Origin of the sequence: Piscinibacter sp. HJYY11, from assembly GCF_016735515.1 — a bacterium.
Classification (GTDB): domain Bacteria; phylum Pseudomonadota; class Gammaproteobacteria; order Burkholderiales; family Burkholderiaceae_C; genus Rhizobacter.
On the sequence record NZ_JAERQZ010000001.1, the window covers coordinates 2480182 to 2494863 of the forward strand.

12 protein-coding genes are annotated in these 14682 nt (G+C 69.0%); 1 reads left to right on the forward strand and 11 read right to left on the reverse strand.

Annotation, left to right across the window (positions count from 1 at the left end; all coding sequences use genetic code 11):
• Genes JI745_RS11405 through JI745_RS11420 form a run of 4 tightly spaced genes read right to left on the reverse strand, consistent with a single transcriptional unit; the run spans nucleotide 1 to nucleotide 5014 of the window.
• Nucleotides 1-1998: an acetyl/propionyl/methylcrotonyl-CoA carboxylase subunit alpha gene (locus tag JI745_RS11405; protein ID WP_201806299.1), complete on the reverse strand. Its 1998-nt coding sequence runs from the start codon at nucleotides 1996-1998 to the stop codon at nucleotides 1-3.
• Between the two features lie 11 nt (nucleotides 1999-2009).
• A complete protein-coding gene (locus tag JI745_RS11410; protein ID WP_201806301.1) occupies nucleotides 2010-2612 on the reverse strand; it encodes a DUF4126 domain-containing protein in 603 nt (200 codons plus the stop codon).
• Nucleotides 2609-3394: an enoyl-CoA hydratase/isomerase family protein gene (locus JI745_RS11415; RefSeq protein ID WP_201806303.1), complete on the reverse strand. Its 786-nt coding sequence runs from the start codon at nucleotides 3392-3394 to the stop codon at nucleotides 2609-2611. Before JI745_RS11415 ends, JI745_RS11410 begins: the two co-directional genes overlap by 4 nt.
• Before the next feature lie 12 nt (nucleotides 3395-3406).
• Entirely contained in the window at nucleotides 3407-5014 is a 1608-nt protein-coding gene (locus JI745_RS11420) for a carboxyl transferase domain-containing protein (protein ID WP_201806305.1), read from the reverse strand.
• A gap of 133 nt (nucleotides 5015-5147) precedes the next feature.
• On the opposite strand from JI745_RS11420, the gene JI745_RS11425 reads away from it, so the two are divergent.
• Nucleotides 5148-5780 carry a hypothetical protein gene (locus tag JI745_RS11425; RefSeq protein ID WP_201806307.1) on the forward strand — a complete coding sequence of 211 codons (633 nt, stop codon included), beginning with the start codon at nucleotides 5148-5150 and terminating at the stop codon, nucleotides 5778-5780.
• 12 nt (nucleotides 5781-5792) lie between these two features.
• Here JI745_RS11425 and JI745_RS11430 read toward each other — a convergent pair whose 3' ends face one another.
• From JI745_RS11430 to JI745_RS11460, 7 genes are all read right to left on the reverse strand, one after another.
• A complete protein-coding gene (locus JI745_RS11430; RefSeq protein ID WP_201806309.1) occupies nucleotides 5793-6080 on the reverse strand; it encodes a rhodanese-like domain-containing protein in 288 nt (95 codons plus the stop codon).
• A 35-nt stretch (nucleotides 6081-6115) separates the two neighbouring features.
• Entirely contained in the window at nucleotides 6116-6721 is a 606-nt protein-coding gene (locus JI745_RS11435; protein WP_201806311.1) for a 2-hydroxychromene-2-carboxylate isomerase, read from the reverse strand.
• Between the two features lie 25 nt (nucleotides 6722-6746).
• Nucleotides 6747-8753: a TRAP transporter large permease subunit gene (locus JI745_RS11440; RefSeq protein WP_201812491.1), complete on the reverse strand. Its 2007-nt coding sequence runs from the start codon at nucleotides 8751-8753 to the stop codon at nucleotides 6747-6749.
• Nucleotides 8753-9382 (reverse strand): TRAP transporter small permease subunit, encoded by a 630-nt coding sequence (locus JI745_RS11445; RefSeq protein ID WP_201806313.1) that lies wholly within the window; start codon nucleotides 9380-9382, stop codon nucleotides 8753-8755. The genes JI745_RS11440 and JI745_RS11445 overlap by 1 nt, the downstream gene beginning before the upstream one ends.
• Nucleotides 9383-9449: 67 nt before the next feature.
• A complete protein-coding gene (locus tag JI745_RS11450; protein ID WP_201806315.1) occupies nucleotides 9450-10574 on the reverse strand; it encodes a TRAP transporter substrate-binding protein in 1125 nt (374 codons plus the stop codon).
• Between the two features lie 206 nt (nucleotides 10575-10780).
• Nucleotides 10781-12907, reverse strand: coding sequence for an alpha/beta hydrolase domain-containing protein (locus JI745_RS11455; RefSeq protein ID WP_236674967.1), 2127 nt, complete (start codon nucleotides 12905-12907; stop codon nucleotides 10781-10783).
• Between the two features lie 37 nt (nucleotides 12908-12944).
• The gene (locus JI745_RS11460; protein ID WP_201806317.1) at nucleotides 12945-14582 is read right to left on the reverse strand and encodes a tannase/feruloyl esterase family alpha/beta hydrolase; all 1638 of its coding nucleotides are present in this window, start codon (nucleotides 14580-14582) and stop codon (nucleotides 12945-12947) included.
• Between the last annotated feature and the right edge of the window lie 100 nt (nucleotides 14583-14682).

Genomic DNA, 14682 nt, shown 5'->3' on the forward strand with positions numbered 1-14682 from the left:
TCACGCACTGAGCTTCAAGAGCTCGCCGCCTTCGGGCACCTGATCGCCCGGCGCGTACAGCAGCGCCTCGACCTTGCCATCGCGTGGCGCGACGATCGCGTGCTCCATCTTCATCGCCTCCATCACCGCCAGCGCCTGGCCCTGCGTCACCGCCTGGCCGGGTTGCACGAGGAAGCTGATGACCTTGCCCGGCATCGGCGCCGTCAATCTGCCGCCTTCCACCGCGCCTTCACCGGCGTGGGCCAGCACGTCCACTTCCGACACCGTGGCCGCGCCGTCGGGTGCGAACACGCTCACCCGTTCGCCGAAGGCATAGACGGCGAGCGGCACGCGGCGCTCGCCGAGCTGCACCTCGTGGCGCTCACCGTCCGACGAGGCCACGGCGAAGGCCCAGCGCTGCTCGCCGAGGGCCAGCGTCATCGCGCCGCCGCGGTGGGCGCGCTCGAGGGTCACCGTCTGGTGCGTGCCCTGGATCTCGAGCTCGAAGCGGCGCCGTGCGCCACCGAAGAGACGCCAGCCATCGCGGCGTGACCACGGGTCGTCGCCCTGCAAGGCCTGCTCGGCGGCCAGCGCATGCGCCACCACGCCGGCGGCGGCCACCTCGGCGGCCAGCGGTGGGGTGTCGAAGAGAACCGCCTTTTCGCGTTCGATGAGCGCGGTGTCGAGATCGGCCTGCGCGAACGATCGGCTCTTCACCACACGGCGCAGGAAGGCCACGTTGGTGTGCAGGCCCACGATGTGCGTCTGGGCGAGAGCCGCATCCAGCCGGGCCAGCGCCTGCTCGCGATCGGCGCCCCAGACGATCAGCTTGGCGATCATCGAGTCGTAGTAGGGCGAGATCGCATCCCCCTCGCGCACGCCGGCGTCGACGCGGATATCGGCTCGCTCGAAGCTGCTGCTCAGCGGCGTGCGGTAGACCTGCAGCGTGCCGGTGGCCGGCATGAACTGCTTGTCGGGGTTCTCGGCACAGATGCGCGCCTCGATCGCGTGGCCGTGGATGCGCAGGTCCTCCTGCTTCACCGGCAGCGGCTCGCCGTTCGCCACGCGCAGCTGCCACTCGACGAGATCGAAGCCGGTGATGGCCTCCGTCACCGGGTGCTCGACCTGCAGGCGGGTGTTCATCTCCATGAAGTAGAAGCGCAGGCCGCCGTCGGTGGCGGGTTCGGCGATGAACTCGACCGTGCCCGCGCCGACATAGCCCACCGCCTTGGCCGCCGCCACCGCAGCCTCGCCCATCTGGCGGCGCAGTGCTTCGGTCATGCCGGGCGCGGGTGCTTCTTCCAGCACCTTCTGGTGGCGGCGCTGCACCGAACAGTCGCGCTCGAAGAGGTAGACGCAGTTTCCCTGCGTGTCGCCGAACACCTGGATCTCGATGTGCCTCGGCTTGGTCACGTAGCGCTCGATCAGCACCGCCGAATCGCCGAAGCTGTTTTGCGCCTCGCGCTGGCACGACGCGAGCGCCTGCGCGAATTCGCCCGCGGCCGCCACGATGCGCATGCCCTTGCCGCCGCCACCCGCGCTCGCCTTGATGAGCACCGGGTAGCCGATCGCTTCGGCCTCGCGCTGCAGGAGCGCAGGATCCTGGTCGGCGCCGTGATACCCCGGCACCAGCGGCACGCCCGCCTTCGCCATCAGCCGCTTGCTCTCGGCCTTCAGGCCCATCGCCTGGATCGCCGACGCGGGCGGGCCGATGAACACGAGGCCAGCCTCCGCGCAGGCCTGCGCGAAGTCTTCGTTCTCGCTCAGGAAGCCGTAGCCGGGGTGGATGGCTTCGGCACCCGTCGCCTTCGCGGCCGCGAGGATGCGCTCGCTGCGCAGGTAGCTCTCCTTCGGCGACGAGGGGCCGATGTGCACGGCCTCGTCGCACACCGCCACATGCTTGGCGCGCGCGTCGGCATCGGAATACACCGCCACCGTGCGGATGCCCAGGCGCTTGGCGGTCGCGGCCACGCGGCAGGCGATCTCACCGCGGTTGGCGATCAGAATTTTTTTGAACATCGTGTCTCCATTCAGGCTGGGATCGCGCGCGCGAAACGCCGCAGCAATTGCCGCAGGAACTTGGCCAGCACCCAGATCAGCACCAACATCGCGACGACCGCGAGCGCGAGGCCCGCGAAGAACACCCACGGGTGCACCCACGACAACCACAGCATCAGCGGCACGGCACCATCGCCTGCGAGCGACAGGCCCCAGTTCGAAAACGGCTCGGGCGAGGTGTTGACCGCCGCGCGCGTGGTGGCCTTGGCCGCATGGCTGGTGGCCGCAAGCAGGCCGCCCAGCACGGCGGCGGCCGCGGCCGTCGAGGCCTCGTCCATGCCGAACACGCCCGCGGCGAGCGCCGCACCGGCGGGGATGCGCACGAGGGTGTGCAGCACGTCCCACACGGTGTCGATGCCGGGGATCTTGTCGGCGAAGAACTCGGTGAACATCATCAGCCCGCTCGCGCCGAGCAGCAGCGGGTTCTGCAGCACCTGCAGGCCCGGCGGCAGCGGCACCCAACCGAGCGTGCCGGCCAGGCCGGTGAGAAACACCACCGCGTACAGGCGCAGGCCGCTGGCCCAGCCCAGGGCCGCGGCGATGGCAAAAAGCTGCGTGGTATCCAACCCGTTCACATTCCGTCAAGCCACGAAGGCTTGCGTTTGTGGAGGAAGGACTGCACCCCTTCGCGGCCCTCGTCGCTCGCGCGGATGTCGGCGATGCGGCGCGCGGTCTCGGCACGCAGGGCCTCGTCGACGGGCACGCCGGCCACGTCCTGCACGAGCTGCTTGCAGGCGCGCAGCGCCATCGGCCCGTTGGCACAGAGCGCGGCCACGATCTCGTCGACCTTGGCATCGAGCGCCTCGGCGCTGCACAGCTCGTGCACGAAGCCGAGTGCGTGCGCCTGTGCTGCGCTGAAGCGCTCGGCCGTCACGAAGTAGCGGCGCGAGGCCTGCTCACCCAAGGCGCGGATCACGTACGGGCTGATCGTGCCCGGCAGCAGGCCGAGCTTGGCCTCACTCAAGCAGAACGCTACCGCGTCAGAGGCCACCAGCACGTCGCACACCGCCGCCAAGCCCACGCCGCCGGCATAACAGTCGCCATGGATGCGGCCTACCACCGGCACCGGGCAACGCCACACGGTGTAGAGCATGTCGGCCAGCGCCTGCGCATCGGCGCGGTTCTGCTCCCAGCTGTAGTCGGCCATCGCGCGCATCCACGACAGGTCGGCCCCGGCGCAGAAGGCCTTGCCATGGCCGCCGAGCACGATGGCGCGCAGCCGCCCGTCCTGCCCGAGCGTCGTGAAGGCGGCGGTGAGCTCGGCGATCACCGTGTCGTTGAACGCGTTGCGCACCTCGGGCCGGTTGAGGAAGACGCGGGCGACGGTGCCGTCGCGCTGGATGTCCAAGCTGCTCACCTCAGGCCTCCTTCACATGCGGAACACGCCGAACTTCGCATCGGGAATCGGCGCGTTCAGGCTCGCGCTCAAGCCGAGCGCCAGCACGCGGCGTGTGTCGGCGGGGTCGATGATGCCGTCGTCCCACAGGCGGGCCGTGGCGTAGTACGGGTCGGCCTGGCGCTCGAACTGCTCGCGGATCGGTTGCTTGAACGCGGCCTCTTCTTCAAGGCTCCACGTGCCGCCCTTGGCCTCGATGCCGTCGCGCCGCACGGTGGCGAGCACGCTGGCGGCCTGCTCGCCGCCCATCACCGAGATGCGCGCGTTGGGCCACATCCAGAGGAAGCGCGGGTCGTAGGCGCGGCCGCACATGCCGTAGTTGCCGGCGCCGAAGCTGCCGCCGATGATGACGGTGAACTTCGGCACGTTGGCCGTGGCCACCGCCGTCACCATCTTCGCGCCGTGCTTGGCGATGCCTTCGTTCTCGTACTTCCTGCCGACCATGAAGCCGGTGATGTTCTGCAGGAAGACGAGCGGGATCTTGCGCTGGCAGCACAGCTCGATGAAGTGCGCGCCTTTCTGCGCCGACTCCGAGAACAGCACGCCGTTGTTGGCGACGATGCCCACCGGCATGCCCTCGATGTGCGCAAAGCCGGTGACGAGCGTCTGCCCATAGCGCGCCTTGAATTCGTCGAACTCGCTCGCGTCGACGATGCGCGCGATGATCTCGCGCACATCGAAGGGCTTCTTGGTGTCGGTGGGGATCACGCCGTGCAGCTCGGCTGCATCGAAGAGCGGCTCGCGCGGCGCGATGCAGGCGAGCGGCTGCGGCTTCTTCCAGTTGAGGCGGGCCATCGCGTTGCGTGCGATGGCGAGCGCGTGCGTGTCGTTCTGCGCCAGGTGGTCGGCCACGCCGGACAGGCGCGTGTGCACGTCGCCGCCCCCTAAGTCTTCGGCGCTCACCACCTCGCCGATCGCGGCCTTCACGAGCGGCGGGCCGGCGAGGAAGATCGTGCCCTGCTCCTTCACGATGATCGACTCGTCGCTCATCGCCGGCACATACGCGCCGCCCGCGGTGCACGAGCCCATCACCACCGCGATCTGCGGGATGCCCTGCGCGCTCATCTGCGCCTGGTTGAAGAAGATGCGGCCGAAGTGGTCGCGGTCGGGGAAGACCTCGTCCTGGTTGGGCAGGTTGGCGCCGCCGCTGTCGACCAGGTAGATGCAGGGCAGTCGATTCGCCTGCGCGATCTCCTGCGCGCGCAGGTGCTTCTTCACCGTCATCGGGTAGTAGGTGCCGCCCTTCACCGTGGCGTCGTTGCAGACGATCATGCAGTCGACACCCGACACACGCCCGATGCCGGCGATGACACCCGCGGCCGGCGCGTCGCCGCCATACATGCCATGCGCCGCCAGCGGCGCGACTTCAAGAAAGGGCGTGTCGGGGTCGAGCAGCATCTCCACGCGGTCGCGCGGCAAGAGCTTGCCGCGCGCCACGTGCTTCACGCGGGGCCCCGTGCCGCCGCCCAATGCCACCTCTGCGAGCAGGGCATTCAGCGCGTCCACCAGAACACGCATGGCCCTGGCGTTGACCTTGAATTCCTCGGACCTCGGGCTGAGCTTGGAAGTGAGTGCAGGCATGGACCGTCCAGGGATGCTGATTGACGTATACGTCAATTCTAGGGGGTGGCTATTGCGGTGCGACGCGGCGCATCATGGCCCGGTCACACGTCGTCGTGTCGATGGCGTGCGACACATCGCCAATGGAGGACACATGACTGCTCTGAACCCCCAGCTCCTCGCGCAGACGCTCTCGGCCATCGACGCCCTCGATCTCACCCCGATCAAGTTCAAGGCGACGCGCCAGGAAGACGGCTACGGCTGGACGCCCGAACACGCCGAGCGCATCGCGCTGGCCTACAAGCGCTACCTGACGCTGCACGCGAAGTACCCCGACCTGATGCTCGCGCCCGACCAGGAGGTGGACCACTTCTGGCACCTGCACATCCTCGACACGCGCAAGTACGCGGCCGATTGCGAGGCGATCTTCGGCTACTTCCTGCACCACTACCCCTACTTCGGGCTGCGCGGCGAAGAGGATGCGATGGCCTTGCAGTCGGCCTTCGAGATGACGCAGTCGCTGTATGCCCGGGAGTTCGGTGACGCTGCAGGCGGCCAGGCCACCTGGTGCGGCGCCGAGAGCGCCCAGGGCCTGGCGGCGTGGTGTGGCGCCGAGCGCCAGGCCAAGCAGGCCGCGTGGTGCGGTGCCGATGCGCCGCAGCAGAACGCCGCATGGTGTGGCGCCGACGCCCCCCGGTCACCGGCGGCCTGGTGCGGCGCAGACGGCCCGAAGACCATGCACGCCGCCTGGTGCGGCGTCGACACCCAGGCCGCGCGGGCGACCTGAGTGGCCTGACGGTCAGCCGGCGCCCTTGCGCGCCGGCGTGTGGGCCACGCCGGTCTCGGTGAGCACCTGCGTGGTCTGGGCCGAGTGCCAGCCCGAGTCGCCGAAGAGCACGAACTCGGTGTCGGTGGCGGGCTCGGGCACGTTGCCGGGGATCACCCCCTCGCGCTCCAGCTCGCGCACATCCTGCACATCGACGACCTGCACACCGGGTTGCCCATGCATCTCGCGCGCCTGCTCCACCGTGTAGGTGGTGACGCGGGCCATCGTGTCATCGACCAGGGCCTTGGCGGTTCTCTTCATCGCACATGCCTCCAGAAGATTCGTGATCGCAAGGTCTAGAAAGGGCCTTTCTCCAGCCAGCGCTCCATCTGCGCACGCCGGTCGTTGCCCCAGAACGGCTCGCCGTCGATCACGAAGAACGGCGCCCCGAACACCCCTGCGGCGATCGCTTGTTCGTTCGCCTGCTTGAGCTTGTCTTTCCAGGCCGCATCGCTCCACACGGCCTCGGCCTCCCCTTGCGGCAAACCGAATTCCTGCGCCAGCGCGGCGAGCACCGGCGGGTCGTTGAGGTTCACGCCGCGCGTGAAGTAGGCGCGAAACGCGTGGTGCGCCCACGCGATGGCGCGGCCCTCGTCCTGCGCCTGCAGCCACCAGAAGAGCCGGGCGGCGTTTTGCGTGGCGATCGGAAAAGGCTGCGGCATCGTGAGCGGCACGCCGGCAAAGCGTGCAGAGCGCTCGAAGTCGAGCATGGCGTATTCGCGCTTGATCGGGTGCGACACCGGGCTCTTCAGTTCGGCCGCCTGGAAGGTTGCGCCGAGCAGGATGGCGTGCCAGCGCACGGTGCGCGCATGCCGCGCCGCGAGGGCGCCGATCCACTCCGACGCGACGTACGAATACGGCGACGAGAAGTCGAAGTAGAAGTCGATCGGCGTGCGGCTCATCGTCTCGGCAGTATGCGCCCGCGGCTCACTTGTAGAGCAGCTGCGGCAGCCACAGGCCGATCTGGGGGAACATGTACAGCAGCACGATCGCAAGCACCTGGATCGCCATGAAGGGCAGCATCCCGCCGAAGATCTGGTTCAGCGTCACGTGCGGCGGGCTCACGCCCTTCAGGTAGAAGGCCGCCATCGCCACCGGCGGGCTGAGGAAGGCGGTCTGCAGGTTCAGCGCGACGAGCAGGCCGAAGAACAGCGGGTCGACCCCGAAGTTGTCGAGCAGCGGGATGAAGATCGGCATGAAGATCACGATGATCTCCGTCCACTCCAGCGGCCAGCCGAGGATGAAGATGATGAACTGGCTGAGGATCAGGAACTCGGTCTTGGTGAGGTTCATGCCGAGCACCCAGCGCTCGACCAGCTCCTGCCCACCCAGCAGCGCGAACGCGGCCGAGAAGATCGCCGAGCCCACGAAGAGCCAGCACACCATCGCCGAGGTCTTGGCGGTGAGGAAGACCGACTCCTTCACCATGCGCAGGTTGAGCTGCCGGTAGGCCGCCGCGAGGATGAATCCGCCGAAGGCCCCGACCGCCGCCGCCTCGGTGGGCGTGGCCAGGCCGAAGACGATGGAGCCCAGCACCGAGAGGATCAGGATCACGAGCGGGAAGAAGCTCGACAGCAGCATCTTGAAGATCTCGAGCCGGCTGAAGCTCAGCAGGACGTAGAAGCCGAGCAGTGCGGCGGCACCGATGCCGAAGCCGACCCAGTAGCCGCGCGGCGCCTCGCTGGCCGCACCCGCGGCGGGCTGCGAGGCCGCCTCGGCCGCCGCCCCGGGCGGCTCGCTGACGCTGGCGGACGGCTCGCTCTTGGCGGGCTCGGAAGCCTGCGCGCCCGGAGGCTCCGAGAGCGCCTGCGGCTCCGATGGCGGCTCGGCCAGGCCACCGGGCTTGTCGTCCGACGGCGGCTCGGCCAGCCCGCCCTCGCTCTGGGGTTCCTGCAGCCCGCCGGGCTCCTGCAGCCCGCTGCGCTCGGTGGCCGACGGCGCAGCGCTGTCGACGCCCATCTGCTGCAGCTCCGTCGCGCCCTCGACCGGCGCAGCCCGCGTGGCGAGGTGGTGGCCCCACAGCGAGGCGAGCACGAAGACTGCCAGCGGCAACAGCACCACGGCGAGCTGGCGCAGCAGGTAGCCGGTGGGCACGCCGTGGTTGCGCTGGCCCTTGAGCGCATTCAGCAGCGCCGGCAGCGCGCGCTGCTCGCCAGACAGGCCCGCTTGCACCAAGGGCGCCGGCAGCGGCACCGCGCGCTCGGCGGCCGAGAGCGGTGGCGCGATGCTCGGCTTGAGCTTGGCGATGATGATCACGTAGACGATGTACAGCCCCGCGAGCATCAGGCCGGGGAAGAAGGCGCCCGCATACAGCTGCACCACCGACACGCCCGCGGTTGCGCCATAGACGATCAGCAGCACCGAGGGCGGGATGAGGATGCCCAGGCAGCCGCCCGCGGTGATCGCGCCCGCCGACAGCGACACGCTGTAGCCGGCCCGCAGCATCGCCGGGAAGGCGAGCAGGCCCATCAGCGTGACCACCGCGCCCACGATGCCGGTGGCCGTGGCGAACACCGCGCAGGTCACGAGCGTGGCCACCGCCAGCGAGCCCGGCACGCGCGCGAGCGCGAGGTGCAGGCTCTTGAAGAGCTTCTCGATCAGGTTGGCCCGCTCGACCAGGTAGCCCATGAAGACGAAGAGCGGCACCGAGATCAGCACGTCGTTGGCCATCACCTTGTAGGCCGACTGCACCATCAGGTCGAGCGTCTTGTGCCAGTCGCGGTCATACGCGAGCCAGGTGAAGAGCATGCCCATGCCCATCAGCGTGAAGGCGGTGGGGAAGCCGAGCATGATCGCCACCACCACCAGCGAGAGCATCAGGAGGCCGATGTGCCCGTTGGTGATGACGGGGGCGCTGGCCAGCATCGCCAGCGCGCCGGCGATGATGATCCCCATCAGGATGAAGCCGAACCACAGTTCGCGTCGCAGCTTGATCACGACCGGCCCTCCTCGCGAGACTGGCGCTGCGCGTAGGTGTCGAGGGCGGCGATGTCTTCGTCTTTCACGTTGACCATTTCCTTGAGCTTGTCGACGTCGACTTCTTCCACGTCTTCCTCACGCGAGGGCCAGGCGCCGTCGCGCAGGCAGATCACGCAGCGCGCGATCTCCACCAGCCCTTGCAGCAGCAGCACCGCACCGGCGAGGGGGATGATGAACTTGAAGGGGTACAGCGGCAGCGGGTCTGCGTTGAAGGTCTGCTCGCGGATGGCGAGCGAGTCCTGCGCAAACGTCCAGCCGGCCCAGGTGAGCGCCACGATGCCGGGCAGGAAGAACACGATGTAGAGCACGAGGTCGATGCTCGCCTGCGTGCGCGGTCGGAAGAAGCCGTACAGCACGTCGCCGCGCACGTGGCCATTCTTCGCGAGCGTGTAGGCGCCGGCCGTCATGAACATCGCGCCGTAGAGCATGATCTGCGCGTCGAGCACCCAGCCGTGCGGCTTGTTGAGCGCATAGCGCGAAAACACTTCCCAGGTGATCAAGAGCGTGAGCGCAACCGCTGCCCACGCGAAGAACTTGCCCACCCAGGTGGAAAACCGGTCCACCGCCAGCAGCAGCTTCTGCATCGTCCTGCACCTTCACGAGAGGAAAAAGGGGCGCCCCGGTTGGGGCGCCCCGTGTAACGCTGCCGCGTCAGGCCTTCTTGGTGCCGCCGCGCTTGAAGTAGCGGTTGTAGGCCATGTTGAAGTCGACCATGTAGTCGTTCTGCCATTGCTTGGCGCGCTGGGCAAACGCCTTCTGCGAGTCGAGCACCTTCTGGAAGAGCGGGTTCTCGCCGCCCTTCTTCTTCATGATGTCGTCCCACGCATCGAGCTGCGCCTGCAGGATGGCATCGGGCGTCTTGTAGAACTTCACGCCGGCCTTCTTGAGCTCCTCGTAGTCCTTCGAGTTGCGGTCGATGGCCTTCCAGCTCATGTCGGCACTCGAGGCCTGCACGCCGTAGTCGATGATGGCGCGCAGCTCGGCGGGCAGCCCGGTGTACTTGCCCTTGTTGAACAGGATCTCGAACTGCTCGCCGCTCTGGTGGAAGCTTTGCAGCATGCAGTTCTTCGCCACGTCCGGGAAGCCGAGCACACGGTCGCTCGAGGCGTTGTTGAACTCGGCGCCGTCGATCAGGCCGCGGTCGAGGGCGGGCACGATCTCGCCACCGGGCAGCGGGTTCACCGCCGCGCCCATCGCGGTGTACATGTCGACTGCGAGGCCGACGGTGCGGAACTTCATGCCCTTCACGTCGGCCGCCTTGGCGATCGGCTTCTTGAACCAGCCGAACGGCTGCGTGGGCATCGGGCCGTAGAGGTAGGAGACCACGTCCATGTTGATGGCTTTGTAGATCTCTTCCAGCAGGGCCTTGCCGCCGCCGTAGTTGTGCCAGGCGAGCACCATGTTCGGGTCCATGCCGAAGGCCGGGCCCGAGCCCCACAGCGCGAGCGCCGAGTTCTTGCCGTAGTGGTAGGCCACCACGCCGTGGCCGCCGTCGAGCGTGCCCTTGTTGACGGCCTCCAGCAACTGGAAGGCAGGCACGACGGCGCCTGCGGGCAGCACCTCGATCTTGAGGCGGCCGCCGGCCATGTCGTTCACCTTCTTGGCGAAGTCGTTGGCGTATTCATGAAAGATGTCTTTCGCCGGCCAGGTGCTCTGGAAGCGCAGCGAGGTCGTCTGCGCGTTCGACACCATCGGGGTGGCGAGAGCGCCAGCGCCGGCGGCAGCGGCGGTGGCGTGCTTGAGGAAGCGGCGACGTTGAGGTGCGGGTGTGCTCACGTAAGTCTCCTTAGGGTGTGGTCGGATGGACCTGAATGCCCGCCCTCTTCGGGTGCGGAGCGAACTCTTATCCTAGGGATGGCACCGTGGCCCCGCTGATGGCGGAAACCCGCGGACGAGCGCTTGTGGGAACTACGTACGTTGCGCCAAAGCGGGACGCGAGGCACGCGCCACGGCGCACCTCGCGTGACGTGGAGGTGGTGCGTTCAGGGCGGCAGCACGTTGGCACTCGCCGCCTGCTGGATGCGCAGATCGGCATCACGCTGCAGCAGGAAGCGCTGCGCGACGAGCGCGTTCGCGGCGTTCGTCACCGCGGCCACGTAGCCCGCCTGGTTGCCGTACAGCGCCTCCAGCGATGTGCGCATATCGCCCGCGGCGAGTCGCGCCGCCTCCGTCGTGTGGAAGGGGATGTAGCTGCCGGTGAGGCTCACCAGGTCGACGATGCCGGGCGCGGCGACGTAGTTGAACTCGAGGCTCGTGCCGAGCGGCGCCTGCACCTCGATGCCGCGGATGCCGCTGGTGGCCAGGCCCGTCTGCGCATCGACCTGCGGGACCATGATCGCGTAGTCGCGCCCGACGAGCGGCGGCAGGAGCGTCGCGATGCCCGACTCGTCCTGCGGCACGTACTGCGGCCCGTAGTCGAGCACGCGGTAGCCGTTGTACCAGCCGCGGTAGCTGAAGTCGGGGATCGCGGTCGGCGTGCCGGCCACCGGCCAGGTGAGGCCGCGCATCGCCGGAAAGGCGAGCTGCTCGGGGCGCACCAGCGTGCCCGCGGCAATCGACGGCACCTGGCTCGCCGGCGGCGCGACGTCGCGCACGACCCAGTCTTCGAGCGCGATGAAGAGCGCACGGAAGGTGTCGTTGAACTGCGTGACCGTGCCGCGCGGGTACACCGCTGTCGAGGGCTGGTAGTTGATGCTCGCCGTGCCGCCGGCGCCGCCGTGCTGCGTGCTCGCGTAGTAGTAGATGCGTGCGTTGTCGGGTTGCACGAGGTCGGTGAAGCCGTCGGCATCGGTCAGCACCGGCGAGCCCTGCAGTTGCCAGAACTCGGTGCCCGAGAGGCCGAGGAAGAACTTCGGGCAGGTGCCGGTGGCGGCGCAGCGTGTCATCACGCCGCCGCGGCGGCCGGTGAGCGGGTCGACGTAGTCCTTGTCGAGCGCGCGTGGCGCGGTCTGGCCAAAGGCAGTGTGGTCGGTGCGGATGGCACCACCCCCGCCCGGCACCGCGAAGCGTGTGTTGATGTTCGTCTGGCGTGCGGCCACATGGGCGTAGAGCCCGTCGAACACACGCCCGCCATCGAGTCGCTGGTTGAAGCCGAGGTGCAGGAAGGTCTTCATCGCATTGCCCGACTGCGAGGTGCCCTGCCCGAGCGTTTGTGTGATCGCACCGGCCACCGGGTTGGGCGTGCCGGCAGCGTCGGCCGCCGCGCCACGGAAGAAACTCACCGTGTCGCGCAGTGCCGCCAGGCCCACGCCCATCACCTTCGGGTCGCGCGCCACGTAGACCAGCTCGTAGAGATAGCGTGGGTCGAAGCCGCCGCGCAGGCACACACGCGTGCCGTCGGGCGTGCCCGGGAAGGGATTGGCCGCGTTGTCGCAGTTGGCGAACTTCCAGTCGGCCGGCGGGATGGGCACGCGCGCGTCGGTCTCGTTCACGCGGCGCGTGAGCGAGTAGCCGGGTTGCGTGTTGTCGAGGCTCGCCGGCTCGTACGGGATCATCGAGCCGTTGAAGACACCGCCCGGCAGCGTCATCACCGGCGTGGCCGTGGCGGGCACGAGCTCGCTGCGGTAGGGCCCGGTGATCGACGAGCCATCGGCGTGGCGCGCCACCGGCACGGTGAGCGTGAGGCGCGCCGGGCTGCTCTTGGGCACGTCGCCTTGCCACGCCGAATAGAGGAAGACGTAGCCCCGCTCGAGGTAGACCGCGTCGCTGGGCGTCGCGGCCGGGTTCACCATCGTGAGGATGTTGCCGCGGTTGGGTGCGTCGTAGCGCAGCACGCCGCTCGCACGGCTCATGTCCTTGGGCTTGAGCATCACGAATTCGGCGCTGTACTCGACCATGCCGCGTGCGTTGCGCGGCGCGAGTTGCAGGTCCTGGATGATGGCGTTCTTCGGGTCGGCCGGGTCCACCTCGCCGGCGAGGCTGCCGGTGAGGCGCTCGTACTGGCCCACGGTGACGTAGCTGCCGGGCATGTCTTCGGTGGCGCTGATGGTCAGGCGCATCTGCGGTGTGGGGCGCGGGGCCTCGCCGTCGTTGCCGCCGCCGCAGGCCGTGAGCACGGCCGCGAGCGCGCTGGCCAGCATCGGCTTCCAGCGCAGGAAGGTTCGGTTCATGTCATGTCTCCTTGTCGGGCTGCCGTCATTGGCAGCGTCACTGGCAGGTGAAGCTGGCGGCGTCGTCGGTGCTGCCCGTGCCGCTGTAGGTCGCGACCTGCGGATGCGGGCACAAGGGGCGTGTGCGCACCGTGGCCCCGCCCACCACGCGGCTGGCGATCAGGCGATCGGGCGCGGCACCGGTCTCGACCCAGCGGTCGAGCGCCATGAGCACGTCGTGGTCGGCGCTCGGCGTCGGTGACGGGCCGCCCTGGTTGCCGAAGTGGGTCGCGCCGCTGCCGCCGGAGCAGTGGCCCATGCCGGGCACCATGAACAGGCGGAAGAACGCGTCCGTCTCGGCCTGCGAACCCTGCAGGGTGCGCACGCGGTCGTAGTAGGCGATGGTGTCGAGGGCGTTCACCACCGGGTCCTGCCAGCCCTGATAGACGATGGCCTTCGCGCCGCGTGCCTTGAAGGCCGCAATGTCGGCGTTGGTCTGGTCGACCAGCGGGCTGATCTTGGCGTCGGCAAACGCGAGGTCGCGGTCGTAGTCGAAGGTCCACCAGTTCCACTGCGGGTTCTCGAACACCCACAGCCGCCAGTAGTCGGCACGCACCGGCTCGCTGCCGCCCCAGTAGCCCGGCCAGCCCGCTTCGCTGCCCACCGGCAGGCCCGGGTAGATCTGAGCGCCGGTGCGGCGGTTGCGCGGGCCTTCGTAGATCCTGCGGGCCACCTCGACCTGCTCGGCGGTGAGGCAGCTCGCGTCATCGGCGCCGGCACACTGCAGCGCACCCACGTCGAAACGGGTCGCGTCGCAGGCGCGTGGGTCGTTGATCACGCCGTCGCTCACGCCGTCGAGCGCGTCGCAGGCGGCCACCGCGCGCTGCGTGATGAGCGTGGCCTTGGCCGGCGTGAGGATCACCGGCGAGTTGGTGCCGGTGGCCCGGTTCGACAGGAAGCGGTGCAGGAACTCGACGTTCAGCCGCGTGCGGTTGTTGCCCGGTGCACCGGCGATCACGCCGTCGAAATCGGCGGGGTAGCGCTGGATCTGCGCATAGGCCTGGTGCCCGCCGGTGGAGCAGCCGTAGTAGTAGGCACGGCTCGGGTCGCGTGCCGCGAGAGCGCCCACGAGCGAGCGCGCCGGCCCGGTGATCGCGTGGATGGAGCGCGTGCCCCAGTCGACGATCTTCTCGGGGTGGCTCACGCCCCAGTACATCGCGTTGGGGTCGCCCTGGTGCCCGGTGTCGCCACCGACCACCGCATAGCCCTGCCGCATTGCATAGGCCATGTCGCCGTAGTTGAGCGACGGGCTGTAGCCTCCATTGCCCGTGACCACCATCTTGCCGTTCCAGGCCGTGCCGCTCGGCACCCAGACCTCGAAGTGGATGAGCGAATCGGCAGTGGGCGTGGCGCGCGCCGTCATGCGGCAGAACGCGGGCAGGTTGGCTTGCGGCCCGGCACCGGGCGGTGTGTAGCTGCCCGCAGGCAACGGCGTGGCCGAGAGCAGCGCGGCATCGCGCAGGCCGACCGACGCGAGCGCCGTGGCGTCGCAGGCGAGCGGCGCGGCGGCCGCGGGCGGTGCGCTGTCGCCACCGCCGCAGGCGGCGAGCAGGCCGAGGCCGGCCAGCGGTGCGACGAGGAAGCCGAGCCCGTGCCTGCGGCGTCGGCGCGGCGGGCGCGAATCGAATGAGTTCATGTCGTGTCTCCTGGCGCAATGTGTGAGGGCAAGGCTCCGCCCACGACGGCGTGCGCTCGCCGTCGGGGTGCGGGTGGATGAGGTGTCGAGGGGCGCGCGA

Bases quoted from the DNA above. Each gene is read 5' to 3' on its own strand.
- JI745_RS11405 (WP_201806299.1), bottom strand. From the start codon at position 1,998: ATGTTCAAAAAAATTCTGATCGCCAACCGCGGTGAGATCGCCTGCCGC.
- JI745_RS11420 (WP_201806305.1), bottom strand. From the start codon at position 5,014: ATGCCTGCACTCACTTCCAAGCTCAGCCCGAGGTCCGAGGAATTCAAG.
- JI745_RS11425 (WP_201806307.1), top strand. From the start codon at position 5,148: ATGACTGCTCTGAACCCCCAGCTCCTCGCGCAGACGCTCTCGGCCATC.
- JI745_RS11430 (WP_201806309.1), bottom strand. From the start codon at position 6,080: ATGAAGAGAACCGCCAAGGCCCTGGTCGATGACACGATGGCCCGCGTC.
- JI745_RS11435 (WP_201806311.1), bottom strand. From the start codon at position 6,721: ATGAGCCGCACGCCGATCGACTTCTACTTCGACTTCTCGTCGCCGTAT.
- JI745_RS11445 (WP_201806313.1), bottom strand. From the start codon at position 9,382: ATGCAGAAGCTGCTGCTGGCGGTGGACCGGTTTTCCACCTGGGTGGGC.
- JI745_RS11455 (WP_236674967.1), bottom strand. From the start codon at position 12,907: ATGAACCGAACCTTCCTGCGCTGGAAGCCGATGCTGGCCAGCGCGCTC.
- JI745_RS11460 (WP_201806317.1), bottom strand. From the start codon at position 14,582: ATGAACTCATTCGATTCGCGCCCGCCGCGCCGACGCCGCAGGCACGGG.